Consider the following 13,112-nt stretch of genomic DNA (forward strand, 5'->3'; position numbering starts at 1 on the left):
CTCTCCCAAAGTATAGCATTGTTTGGTTACTTCTCAAAGTATAAGATGCGGACAAGGCAACTTAGTTCATTTTTAAATTAAATGCTTCGACAGTTGTCTCGACATTATTCCCATTTCTTTGCAGACAAGAAGGGCTACAATGAAAGGGAAGTATATTTCACAAGAGAAGAGGTGTATCCGCGAATCCGAGACTTAACTTTGTCAAAGGGCTGTTTTGCAAAGGGTTACATATTTTTGGATGAGAGGACGAACCAATATGCACAATAAGGAAACTCAAATTGTAGAAACCGCTTTAGGCCAATGGCTTCGTTTCCCTAATGGCTTTAGAAAGTCCTCCTGCTTGGTTGAATTATCTAATCATATTTCCCTTAATATTGATTCGAAAACCGGTAAGGTCCATGTTCACAAGAAGGATCACAATCAGGTCTATCAATATCTCGGAGAAGTGTTTATAACGGCCAGCCAAAGTCAAATCCATTGTTCTACCTTGCAAGCCCATATAAGCGACCGTTCGGAATCGTTGTTCACGGCAACGCATCAAATTTCAAAGATCGAAAATGTAAAATCCACAGAGAAAGGAGAATCGGCGTGAGAATCAAACTTGAAAATATGGAAATTCCGGTAACGTTCTTATCAAGCGATCATAAAATGATTCCCAGGCTCATTCAAGTACTGCAAACGAGGAAAATGACTGGGGGGCCCGGAACCGTATTCGATCTAGAGCAATTGGAGCGTATAGAGGTCGTTGGGAATGAAGCGTATCTATATTCTAAGGCTAGTCCAACTTCAGATAGAGTTTGCTTGGCTCTGCATGGCTAGGCTTGGTTAAGACATAAGACATTGAGATAAATGGGCATGAAAAAAGAGGAAGCACTCATTCCGTAACATACGGCATGGGAACTTCCTCTTTTTAATGTGAAATTAGAAGGGCCAATTGAATAGGCCACGGTAAATTTTAAACACAGTTTCCTCACTGCCGCTGTAAATGATAACAGAAACAGTAACAATCAATTGAGTAAGTGCACAGCGGGTAAAGAAATAGGTTTTGCTGACCTTTTTCTTGTTGACCGTAGATTTTCCTAACAGATTTTCAAGGGCCATTACAATGCCGTGGTACAAGCCGTACAAAAAGTAAAGCCAGCTGAAACCATGCCACAGTCCGATCAGCACCATAATGAGGATGGATAAGCAGGCTGCGGTTGCTTTGCTTGGGGTTTTGCGGGAAAAGAACATAAAGATATGGTCACGAAACCAATCGCCAAGTGTTGCATGCCAATTGCGCCAAAACTGGGTAAGCGTGGGTGACTGGAATGGTTTCTTGAAATTTTCCGGAATGTTGTAGCCCATCAGCCGGCCAAATCCGATTGCAATATCCGAGTAACCGGAAAAGTCGAAGAAGATAAGCGCATAGAACCAAATCATCAGAAACAATGATTCATGGGTGTGCAGCTCCTGCTGCTGCATCTGGTTAAACAAGTCGGTCATCCAGGTGACGAGCACAATCTTTTTAAACATGCCCAGAATGATTCGTTTGACTGCATCCTCGACCTGTCCCGAGTTTAGCTTATAAGGCTGCTTGGTGTCCGCCATAAAGTCGCGAAACTTAAGAATGGGGCCGGAAGTAAAGGTTGGCACAAACAAAATGTAGTTAGCGTAATCGAGTGCAGGCGTTCGGGCTTCCTTGCCGAAAAAGTAGGCGAAATAATAAGCATCAATGACTTTCAGCACATTGTAAACGAGTCCGAGCAGAATGACCACGTCGAAGAGCGGATTCTCGAACACCTTCATACCAAACAGCCTTAAACAGCAAACCCCTGCTACATTCAGCGCGATGAGAGTAATAAACCATCCCTTGCGCCAAGAGGTGACATGGCATAAAAAGAGGAAGCCCAGATAGTTCAGCAGAGTATAGACCACATAAAAGACAAAAAGCTTCTTACTGAACACCAGCAAGAAACAAAGATTGAACGCGAGCAGCAATATACGCTTATTATGCGGCCACCAACGGGTTAGGGCCAGAATAAGGACCATACCGATCATCGCTACTACCGCGTTCATGTTCAAATACCACATAGCGATACTCCCTTAGTGAAAAAATCGGGGGCTTCTAGGAAAGTGTGCAAACGTACCTCTAGAATCCTTCGTAAATAAATAGTCCCTTACCGGTAAAATAAATCAAAACCATGATCAGCATGGCTGTATAGATGATTATTTGGAGGATTTTGCGAGCGAAAGGAGCCATGCGTCAACCTCCTTCGTAAATACAGGAGCGCCCTCTTGGCGACTCAAATGGACTAGATCATGAAAATATTTTGGATCATACTTTTGCAGCAGGTCAAGTACGGGTACCTGATAAGCCGTAAGACGGCGATTCACGTCTTCTTGAAGTCCAGGCATATACTTAGGAAGTGCATACCCTTTATTCCATGGCATCCAAACTACACGCAGCGGGAGCTGGTTATCTTTAGCATATTGTAAAATCCATTCAAGGGCCTGCAGATTATCCTTATAGTCACGCTGGTTCATCCAGCCGAAACGCTGCTCGTAATCATTCCATTTGGTCTTGAGCTCTGCATCGGTTTTATGACCGAAATAGAGTTCTTTATCGATCCAACGAGGCTCATAGGCTAATAGCTGTGTACGGTTAAGCTCCACCGCTCCTTTGTAGAGCTGACGTGCTAGCTCTGTCCCCGAATCGCGGAAGTAGTCACGGTATGTATACACATAAGGCTGATACCATGGCTTGAACCATTGGTAGGTTGGATCTGTTTCAAGGCTATCGAGCATCGTATGTACATCAATACCTATAACAAGCGGTCCTTCGAAATGGTAGAGCTTCTGCTCCAGAATGGCTTTCAGATCAGTGAGTTTCCCGTAGGAGAGGCCCATTTCAACGAGCCCGGACTTGGAGTCTTTCTCCACAAAGGCGCCCGTTACCGAGGAATTGCCGTAAAATACGGAACCGTTGTCCTGCCACTGATGGTGATATAGAGTTTTGGTAAAATCGTTCTTATAAAAGCGCCGCGAAGTAACCATCGGGTCCCACGAGGTAATGAGAAGATCCGACAGTACAAACGCGGCTAGTAGCAGCAGCACAAAGCTGTTTTTACGGAAAAAAGATATCAGTTTCATAGGGGAACCTACATTTTTTTAAGATTTCATACTTACAGAGATTTCTGCTGCCACGCATGGTATTGCTCACGGAAAGCAGCAGGCCAAGCTGCCTCATCTAAGCTGTATTGCGCAAGGAAAGCGAATGCCCAGCGTTCGATACCGAAGCCTACGCAGCCTGTAACCGCGTTGCGCTTGCCCATTTTAATATTAAAGGCTGTGCCGAACGTGTTGCTGTGGAAGTTAACAGAGCTGCAGGCGATTGATTTATTAATGTAAGGTATGTTCAAACGCAGCTCATATTTCATTTCCTGATTGCGTTGGAAGGATGCCTTTGTTTGGAAATCGTTCGTGAAGAACGGATCGTTGGCAATCTCAAATAAGCTGTCTACATTCCATTCAACTGCGAGCTCTTTAATATATTCGATAGAGCGCAGACGATTTTCTTTTACAAACTCCGGTTTACCTACGAATATGATTTCTCTCATGCTGAAATCCAGCAAACGGCCGAAGTCGCTGTGGTTACGTGATTCAAAACGGTGACATTTGGAGATTGCAGTTACTACGAGGCCATCGCCTTCAAGTGTCTCGTTCTGTAAGCCTTCATAGCAGTGATAGCATGTAGAAGGATTCATTGTAAATTTAGGTGTAGGCATATTCGCATTAAGATCCAGTGGCGCATCCTGCTTCCAGCCGCCTGCATCGCGAATCGATTGGGAGAATGACTCGATAATATCCAAATCCTCACGAAGATGAGTCAAGAAATGAATATGCTCGGGAAACGATGTGAAATGATTCGTCTTGTTGAGTGTATCGCAGTGAATCACGGCCGGGTAGGATTCTTCCTTCACCTCGGTGAAACGGTTGGCGACTTTCGTAACAAACGAATAATCCAGGAAGCGCATCAAGCTTGAGAAGGGCTCACGGAAAATGAACAAGCCGGGCTCCAGAATCTTAATGATTTTGCGGTCTACAAGCTCCGAGATGATATCGCCTTCGTAAGGAGTGGCGACCTTGTTCTCGAACAATATGTTTTCTTTAAATCCGAAATCGCCATGGGAGAAACGCTCGATCAGGCGGCGTACTTGAGCTTCGATAGCTTCATTGCTTTTGGCGGATTCGTGAGTGATATAAATGGAGTTATTATCAATCCGGATGTCCCGGATATTCTCATCGATGAAGGCGGCGGCGTACTTCACCTGGCCATGCTGGCTGGATGCCAGTCCCTCAAGGGATACGACGCATTCCATAATTGATTACCTCGCAATCTTTTTGTGGATGAAATCGGCGATTTCTCGCACTGTATTCATAGAATACAGCATCAGGTCTTGATTCGTCACCTGGATGCTATAGGTTTTCTCAATGTGGGCGATCAACGCAGTAGCGCCAATTGAGTCAATATAACCGTAGTCGAACAAATGTACATCAACCGTAAAATCATCATCATCCGCCTCAATTTCATAACGTGTGCGGATATGTAGTTCAAGCTGTTCCAGCAGGTCTTGCATGGGTTAAGCCTCCTTATTCTGATATTACAATAAAACCTATAAATGAATCGCGGTCGCTCATCTTTGAAAGGCCTCGTTAGAGGTTTTCTTAATGGCCGATTTAAAAACGTATAGTGATTGTCGTAGCAGCTCCGAAGTGCGTAATAGTGTACGTTTGTTCGGCTTCCTGTTGGCTGATTTGCAGCTGCTCACCTTCGATCACAAGCGGCTTCGAGCTCCGCAGCTGCACCTGCTGCATACCGTTTGCGTTGAGCTCCAAGGTCCAGCTGTTCTTATTCTTTTTCAACTTATAAGGCACATTCGAACGGAGCATATGCGGTTCAGCCGAATCAGGCGATTGAACGATGTGGACAGGTGCTGCATCTGTAGCGGTTGAAGCATTGTTGGAAGAAGCATCAGCAGCAGCTGCTTTCTTGGCTAAGAAGCGGATTTTTGTAGTCTCCGGCACTCCAAGATAAAGCTTGTTGTTGCGCCAATCGGAAATATCAGAGTCTGTTTGCAGGGAACGCTGTGCATAAGCTTGTCCGCGTTCGATGGACAGACCTAGTGTTCCTTTATATTCCGCTGCTTGCTGCGGTACATTATCCGTTATTGGTTTAATGTAAATCGATGGTTCTGTGTGGATACCCACGATACTCTTTAATCGGTCGAACACTACATCCGTCCATGGCCTCGTTATTGTGACACGACTCGTTAATGTGTTTAAATACGAACGTGCCATCTGTGATTCCGTCATAAAATTATAGCTGTACTTATTGCGGATTTGATCCAAGTATTTGACGAATTCGAGCAGCTCCCCAACACGAGTAGGGAAATGATATTCAATATGCTCAAAGTAATCAATCGGCAAATCTAAGTCAATGTACGATTGAAACAAATCCTCAGTCGAGTAAGTTGGGTCAAGCCTTAGCACAGGCGCCGGTGTGCTAAGCAGCATTGGCGGGCTGGAAGGCTGTCCGGTTGCCGGGTCCGTCATAAGAAACGGCATGCCCCAATTGTAGGCTAAGCCCAGACGAGGGTCGTCGGGAGCACTGGACGGCTTAAAGCCAAAGTTATACCAGATACCGGCATCCCGTTCGTTACGCAATGTTTGCGTGCGATCCGGGTTATTGATCCGCCAGGTATGCTGATTGGTTCCAGGCATGTTCCATGGAATGCCTAGTTTGTCGAAAGATTTGCGCTGCAAGGCTATTTCGTCTTTTTCTTGCTGTTCACTTGTAAAGTTATGGACGAAAATATGCGGAAACAGCTCCAGGTAGTTATCTTTATTATATTGAACAAACGCCTTCAACTGTTCGGCGTAAGGGAACTTCGGATCGTCTACAGTAGTAGGCAGGCCGAATTCCAATTGTCCGACGATCAGATCGTCTTTGCCGTCATGGTTCAAGTCGTACCATAAGGGAACTGAATTATGTCCGCCAACGAGAGCTCGATTGCCTAGTTGGTTCGTCGTGGCGCCTTCCAGTACACCGGAAGGCAGCCATGAGCCATCGGCCTGCTGCAGGTACACGCGCAGGTCGCCTTCGTTGTTGCCGACCACAAGATCAGGTCGGCCATCGCCGTTCACGTCGTGTATAGACGGCGCGGCGAATGGGACAGGCAGCGTGAACAGCAGGCTGCCCGCGTCAAAGGTAAGCGGCTCCGCGGCAGCGTCGCCGGAGGAACCCGCGCGCGCTGCACGGTGGCCGCGGTAAAGCGTCACACCGCCTGCGGCATCCCCGACCACAAGGTCGGGAACGCCGTCGGCGGTGACGTCGCCCAGCGCTGGAGCCACCGGGGCTACAGCGCGCACCGGCTTGCCGCCCGCCAGCAGCGGGACGGGCGCAGTGAACGTGCCGCCGGCCTGGCCGTAGGCGACGGCGAGCGTACCATCGGCGCGGCCAAGGACAAGGTCCGGCCGGCCGTCGCCGTTGAGGTCATACGCCGCGACGCTGGCGTAGGCTCCGGTTTGCAGCGGCTGACCGTCGCTCAGCCGCAAGGGCTCCCGTTTACCGAAGGCATCGGGTGCAGTGACGTTGCCGGTCAGCATCTGCCCGGTATAAGCGTCCGGCTGCGTTCCGAGATTAGAGTAAACGTATATGCTTCCATCCGCCGACCCTACGAGAAGCTCGGGCCGGCCGTCGCCATTCAGATCCGCCAGCGCCGGATAGGCGCGATGTGGCTCTTGAATAGGATCACCGAGCGAGCGGTAATCTGGATATAGAGCCAACTGAACCGGCTTATCGCCGCTCATTATGCGGGTGCCGCTGGAGTAGAAAGAATTCGGTGTTTCTCCGTGAAACTGCGGCTTCTCATTGCTGCCGGTGTTCAGATGAACAGAGACGGATTCCTGCCAGCGCCCCCAATGAAAAGCGGAACGAACGAGTGTAAAGGAAGGCACCTGATTGTATTTCTTCAGAAGCTCAGCCCACTGGATGCCTTCTCCATCTCGAATCGCTTCAATCGCTTCAAAATGGTTCTGATGCGCCATGGCCGGTCGACCATAAGGGCCCAGAACCTTCTTTACACTGTAACCGAGCATTTCTTTAGATACGAATGCAGCATACTCGCTGCGGAATAGCGCGCTTCCTGCAGCGTATGTAAAGTCGAAATAGGGCTCTAGCGGCAATTGTCTGCGGTCAAAGTACAGAGCGCCGGGTGCAGGCTTCTTGGCGTTATTAGCCTCATCCGCTATTTTGGCAAAGCCAAGGCTTGGGTCCATGCCGCTGCTCATATCGTAGCCGGTAATATGATACCGGTTGGGAAGCAGAGCACTGCTGAGCATCACGGTTCCTTTGCCATAACGGTTCAATGCGGACAGCGCTGAATCATACAATAGAACTATCGGTTCCGCTGTAGATGGAATGATTCCTGTTCCCCAGGAGTATTGCTTGAGATCAGCCAGTCCGTCATGGGAAATGTAATTATCCATAAATTGCTTGAACAGCTGCTGCAAAGCTTGCAAATTCAGCTCTACCTCAGGATATGTGAAGGCTGAGGCTCCATCTGAAGCTTTCTTTCCGTTGCTCGCGATCATTGCTGCCGGCGGAACGATATCCACCAACTGCTTAGCGCCGATAAAGGAAAGCGGAAAGTCTGCAGCCAAACGATTTTCCAAGAACAGATGCCCTCCGTTAGCCACATAGCTTTGCAGCAATTCCAACTGCTGCTTAGATAAGGCTTCATGAAGAGAGGGATCCAGATAGATAGAATGATATTTTTGTAATTGTCGGAGCGTCAGCTTCTCCATTGGTCGTCGTTCAAGCTCAAGGTTGGCGACCAGTGATTGATGTAATTGGCCATAGGCTGCAGGGTCGAAGCTGTCGCCGTTCGAAACATATAGCATCCGTATGGACAGTTCTTTGTCAAACAGTGTTAGCGCACATACAAAGATCAGCAGGACAGCAATGATGCCGCCTGTAATTCTGGTAATAGAAACTTTCAAGGATATCCCTCAATTTAGAAAATAGCTTGGTTGGACTACCCTGCCATTATAGCATGGATGTCGGGCTTTGTTAACTTTTGTCGGCCTAACAGCAAGCCTGGCATAGGCACATCGACGCGGATTGACTCCAAACAGACAGCGAAGTTTTGCCATCCATTTGGCTTAAGCATCGTGCACCACCACTCGGTTTCTGCCTTCCAATTTGGCACGGTATAGAGCGGAATCCGCTTGTCCTACCAGCTCTTTGGGGGATATATAGAATGGGGGCGTAATAGTTGCCACCCCAAGACTAACGGTTACGAGGCTGCAAACCTTGGAGCTGCTGTGCGGAATCGCTAATGCTTCGATGAAGCTGCGTATTTGCTCAGCGATATGATAGGCAGCGTCCGAGTCTGTGTTGCAAAGGATGACGGCGAATTCTTCCCCTCCATAGCGTGCAACCATGTAGTTGTGGTGAGTGAGTGCTTGTTCCGTATGTTCAGCCAACTTGCGTAAGCAATCATCTCCCCCCTGATGCCCGTAAGTATCGTTGTAGGCTTTGAATTCGTCTGCATCGAACATAATTACGGAGAGTGGCTCGTCCTTTTTCATTGCGGTTATCCAGGATTCTTCAAGAAACGCATCGAAGGAGCGACGGTTAGCTATCCCGGTTAATCCATCCAGGTTGGATAGGCGTTGTAACGCCGTCATTGCTTGCTGCAGCTTCTGTTCGGTAATTTTACGATCGGTTATATCTCTTATTGTTGTTACATAAGCAGGCTGATTATTATAGGCAATAGAAGACATGGATACTTCAACATCAATTTCTACACCGTCTAACCGAATATATTTCTGTTCTATCAGTTCCGCTTCAGCCGTCGCTTTTAGATGTTCCAGGGGCTGTTGCTGTGTTTGGTTATGATAGAGGGGATGGATAAATTGCTGGAGAGACCTTCCGATCACTTCTTTGGAAGATGCCGCATTTAGCAGTCGCAATCCTTTTCCATTGATGAACAAAATCGAGCTGTCGTTATGGACTATAGTAGCGTCAGGAGACTTTTCGATAAGCGAACGGTACCGTTTCTCACTTTCCTGAAGTTTAAAAAATACGGTGTTCATTCGATATATATATAGGTAGAGATAGTAAGCTAGCTGTCCGCATAGAAGTGCTGCCAGCCAATGAAATATCAATAACGATGAAAGCCCGGATATGCTTAGACCGGCGTAGGACATGTTAATGTAGATAGTAGCAGAGATAACAAGAAGGCAAGCCACATTTAATAGAGGGAAACTCAGTCTAGCAGGCTTTACCCGATTCAGCAGCAGGCCGCATCCGATACCGATTAACAGCATGCAAGTCGCAGCTGCAACAGAGGAGAAACTAATACCGAATAGTCCAATTCTAGCGATCGCCATAATAAATGAGCTGATGAGTGCCGCTGGCAGCCCGCCCTGCAAAGCAGCTATCATAATCGAAATGTGACGCAGGTCCATGATAGTTAAGGCATCAAGTCGGATTGTATATACCATTAGCAGAATCCCTTGAAGGCCGTAGCAAATACCAATGAGTGATTGTGTTTTTAACAGTGAGGTGTGTTGCAGAGGATTATTTCTAAATAATTGCCCTATAATGAAGAAAGAAGCAATTAACAAAGCTGCATTCATTACAAAGTCATTTAGCATCGTAAGGAGCTCCTCTCCTTAATATCAAGCAGCTAGTATGTGGATCAAATTATAATTCATTCCTGTACAATAGACAAGAAAAGGTATTTTCCAGCATATTATGCCTAAATATGAGATTTAATGTCGGTTAGGATGATAGACGAATAACGAAGCTGGTTTCCAAATTTCGGTTTCATTGGCTTTACCGGTCCTGTTTCTGTTAAACTATAAGAATCATTAATGGAAGAGTATTCGGAGGAATTAGCATGACGAAAATTTTAAAAACAGATGTGGAGCTTTTGGCTCCGGCCGGAGATTGGGATTGTCTGCGGGCTGCCGTTGCAAATGGGGCTGATGCGGTTTTTTTTGGCGTAGAAAAATTTAATGCTAGAGCAAGAGCTAATAACTTTCATACGGATGAGCTGCCGGATATTATGTCGTTCCTGCATTTGTATGGAGTGAAGGGTTTTTTGACATTCAATATTCTGGTGTTTGAAGAAGAGCTGCGGGAGGCCAAAGAACTGATCGAGGCCTGTATTGACGCTGGCGTAGATGCTGTAATTGTTCAAGACTTGGGCTTGGTTCGTATGATCCGCGAAATTTCTCCGGATTTTCCGATTCACGGCTCTACTCAGATGACGATTACATCGCCTGAAGCGGTGGAGTTTACTAAGCCTTTTGACATCGAAAGAGTCGTTTTGGGTCGGGAAAATAACCTCAAGCAGATCAAGCAAATTGGGGATCAAGCGAAGCTGCCTATGGAGGTATTCGTGCATGGTGCGTTATGCGTCTCTTATTCGGGTCAATGTTTAACCTCGGAAATGTGGGGCGGACGCTCAGCCAACCGGGGGGAATGCGCGCAAGCCTGTCGTCTGCCGTATGATCTGATGATAGATGGCGTACAAAAGCCAATGGGAGATATCGCCTATCTGCTGTCACCAAAAGATTTGGCTGCGCTAGAGCTGGTGCCGGAGCTGATCGAAGCGGGAGTGACTTCCTTTAAAATCGAGGGCCGATTGAAAAGTCCTGAATATGTCGCTAACGTGGTCAGTAAATACCGCCATGCGATCGACCGTTATTTTGAGAATGGGGACGCAAGACCAACAAAAGAAGAGCTGCGTGAGCTGGAGCAAAGCTTCTCTCGCGGGTTTACCTACGGCTTCCTGAAGGGTACTGATAATAAGAAGCTGGTCGAGGGTACTTATCCCAAAAGCCGGGGCGTGTTTCTGGGTCGCGTGAAGCAAATTTTGCGTGATGGCGTAATATGTGAGCTGGAAGCACCGTTGAAGCGTGGAGATGGGATTTGTTTTGACGCGGGCGACCCAACGAAAAAAGAAGAAGGCGGCCGTGTCTACGACATTCGCCGCAAGGGAGTCAAGCTGGAGGGTGAGGCACCAGGCGGCTTGATCGAAATTGTACCTGGACGCAACGATGTTGATTTAGGAAGGCTGCATGTAGGCGACCGGATTTGGAAAACCAACGACCCGCATCTGGATAAAAGGCTCCGCCAGTCATTCGAGACGGATAAGCCTTACTGGACATTCCCTGTGTCGGTTCGTGTAACAGGAGTGCTGGGACAGCCGCTTAAAAGCTGGTGGACCGACGATCAGACGGGCCATACTGAGCTTATTGAGTCCGAGCTGCCTCTTGTGCAAGCGGAGAAGCGTCCGATGGACGCTGCACTGTTCGAGGATCAATTCGGCCGTTTAGGCGGCACCGTGTTCGAGCTTGCACAGCTTGATGTGCAATTGAACGGAGAGCTGATCGTGCCGATGCGTGAGCTGAACGGGATGCGCCGTCGCGCGGTGGAACTGCTGGAAGCGAAGCGCCGCCAGCCGCGAGCCTACGTCAAGCACCGCGTTAACGCATATGCGGATGTGCCTGCACGTACGGCTACGGCTTCGGCGCAGCTGCCGGAAGTCCCGGCTGTGAAGCTGACTGCGCTGTGCCGTACACTGGAGCAGGTGCATGCCGCGCTGGAGACGGAGGTCGACATGGTCTATGCCGACTTTGAGTTTATCAAGCAATTCCCGGCTGCAATCGAAGCCGCACGAAATGCCGGCAAGCGGATTGCGCTGGCGACTCCGCGTATTCATATGCCGGGAGAAACCGGCTATTTCAAAAACATCACGAACCTGAAGCCAGACGCCGTTCTGGTCCGCAATACAGGCGCTGTCTACTACTATTTGAAGCAGCGGCTAGAGCATCCTGATGAGAAACACCCGGAACTAATTGGTGATTTCTCGCTCAATGTGGCTAACCATAAAACGGCGGCTTTATTCCTCGATGCGGGCTTGAACAAAGTAACACCGTCGTACGATCTGAATATCCAGCAGATGGTTGACCTGCTTGGAAGAACGGACACCTCCCAATTGGAAGTCGTCATACATCAGCATATGCCTATGTTCCATACGGAGCATTGCGTCTACTGTACCTTCTTAAGCGAGGGCACGGACTATACGAACTGCGGTCGCCCTTGTGAGGACCACCGTGTATCGCTGCAAGACCGAGTAGGCATGTCGCATCCTGTAAGAGTTGATGAAGGCTGCCGCAACACTGTTTACAATGCGATTGACCAGTCCGGGGCCGAATATGTAAGCAACTTTATGGAGCTGGGAGTGGCGTCATTCCGAATAGAGTTTTTGGAGGAAACGGCTGATAAGGTGCATGAAGTCATTTCGCTATACCAGCGTGCGCTTCGCGGTGAAATTAGCGGTACGCAAGTGTGGAAAAAGCTGAAAGCCACCAATCAACTGGGTGTGACCCGAGGACAGCTGGTGAAGTAATCGAGATCATCTGATTGAAAAATAGAGCAGCTTACAAGAGCAAATCTTGTAAGCTGCTTATTAGCATATTTTTTGGGGTGAGCGAAGCTTACCCCTATTTCAATTTTGGGTAAGGTAGAGGTTGGACTCGAACGTAAGGAAGCCAATAGATTACGATGAGCCTATGGGTCTTCAATCCGGTACGGAAAGCCAACTCTAAATATAGTATAGGGGAAGGCTCTCTCTTGCGGAGGTGGACATGATGAACATTTTCATCCATTGTATACTATGACTATGTCTTTGGATCCATTTAACATGAATTCTGTTGACTAACGGAACGTCAATGCTCTATTTGTTGAAAACCCATCCCATTTCATGAAGTCGCGGAACTACGATACGTTATTCTGACTTTAATAGACAGAAATGCGATATTTGAAGCAAATAAGGGATCCTAGTTCCGTTTCACTTGGATAATAACGTTAAATCAATGAAATAGCGCACCTCACTTCCGTCTAAGAAAGTGATTTGCAGCTCGCGGCGCTAAAAGGATGAAGACACGCCACTGAGCAGTCGGAATCCCACACCGGATTCCCTCCTCAAGCACACACATACGAGTATGCACATAAAAGGACTGTAAGGATTGTGTGAACTGGCGGTTTTTCT

Annotated in this window: 9 protein-coding genes; 3 read left to right on the top strand and 6 right to left on the bottom strand. The window is 47.8% G+C overall.

Annotated elements, in window-relative coordinates; all coding sequences use genetic code 11:
• The first annotated feature begins 256 nt into the window (after nucleotides 1-256).
• Together ACFQ0C_RS28850 and ACFQ0C_RS28855 are read left to right on the top strand one after the other, a co-directional pair.
• Nucleotides 257-592 carry a hypothetical protein gene (locus tag ACFQ0C_RS28850; RefSeq protein WP_379371843.1) on the top strand — a complete coding sequence of 112 codons (336 nt, stop codon included), beginning with the start codon at nucleotides 257-259 and terminating at the stop codon, nucleotides 590-592.
• Complete coding sequence (locus ACFQ0C_RS28855; protein ID WP_379371845.1) at nucleotides 589-819, top strand: hypothetical protein; 231 nt, start codon at nucleotides 589-591, stop codon at nucleotides 817-819. The genes ACFQ0C_RS28850 and ACFQ0C_RS28855 overlap by 4 nt, the downstream gene beginning before the upstream one ends.
• A gap of 102 nt (nucleotides 820-921) precedes the next feature.
• Here the strand turns inward: ACFQ0C_RS28855 and ACFQ0C_RS28860 are convergent, their stop codons facing one another.
• The 6 genes from ACFQ0C_RS28860 to ACFQ0C_RS28885 all read right to left on the bottom strand — a co-directional run bounded on the left by ACFQ0C_RS28860 (nucleotide 922) and on the right by ACFQ0C_RS28885 (nucleotide 9,705).
• Nucleotides 922-2,073, bottom strand: coding sequence for an MBOAT family O-acyltransferase (locus tag ACFQ0C_RS28860; protein WP_379371847.1), 1,152 nt, complete (start codon nucleotides 2,071-2,073; stop codon nucleotides 922-924).
• Between the two features lie 135 nt (nucleotides 2,074-2,208).
• On the bottom strand, nucleotides 2,209-3,132 hold the full coding sequence (locus ACFQ0C_RS28865; protein ID WP_379371849.1) for a hypothetical protein: 924 nt from the start codon (nucleotides 3,130-3,132) through the stop codon (nucleotides 2,209-2,211).
• A 32-nt stretch (nucleotides 3,133-3,164) separates the two neighbouring features.
• Nucleotides 3,165-4,361: a class-II aminoacyl-tRNA synthetase family protein gene (locus ACFQ0C_RS28870; RefSeq protein WP_379371851.1), complete on the bottom strand. Its 1,197-nt coding sequence runs from the start codon at nucleotides 4,359-4,361 to the stop codon at nucleotides 3,165-3,167.
• 6 nt (nucleotides 4,362-4,367) lie between these two features.
• Nucleotides 4,368-4,619: an acyl carrier protein gene (locus ACFQ0C_RS28875; protein WP_379371853.1), complete on the bottom strand. Its 252-nt coding sequence runs from the start codon at nucleotides 4,617-4,619 to the stop codon at nucleotides 4,368-4,370.
• A 100-nt stretch (nucleotides 4,620-4,719) separates the two neighbouring features.
• Complete coding sequence (locus ACFQ0C_RS28880; protein WP_379371855.1) at nucleotides 4,720-8,043, bottom strand: FG-GAP repeat domain-containing protein; 3,324 nt, start codon at nucleotides 8,041-8,043, stop codon at nucleotides 4,720-4,722.
• A 162-nt stretch (nucleotides 8,044-8,205) separates the two neighbouring features.
• A complete protein-coding gene (locus ACFQ0C_RS28885; protein ID WP_379371857.1) occupies nucleotides 8,206-9,705 on the bottom strand; it encodes a sensor domain-containing diguanylate cyclase in 1,500 nt (499 codons plus the stop codon).
• Between the two features lie 245 nt (nucleotides 9,706-9,950).
• Between ACFQ0C_RS28885 and ACFQ0C_RS28890 the strand changes: the two genes are divergently transcribed.
• Nucleotides 9,951-12,470: a U32 family peptidase gene (locus ACFQ0C_RS28890; protein WP_379371859.1), complete on the top strand. Its 2,520-nt coding sequence runs from the start codon at nucleotides 9,951-9,953 to the stop codon at nucleotides 12,468-12,470.
• The last annotated feature ends 642 nt before the right edge of the window (nucleotides 12,471-13,112 follow it).

The organism is Paenibacillus sp. GCM10027630, assembly GCF_042676305.1.
In the GTDB taxonomy this organism is placed as follows: domain Bacteria; phylum Bacillota; class Bacilli; order Paenibacillales; family NBRC-103111; genus Paenibacillus_S.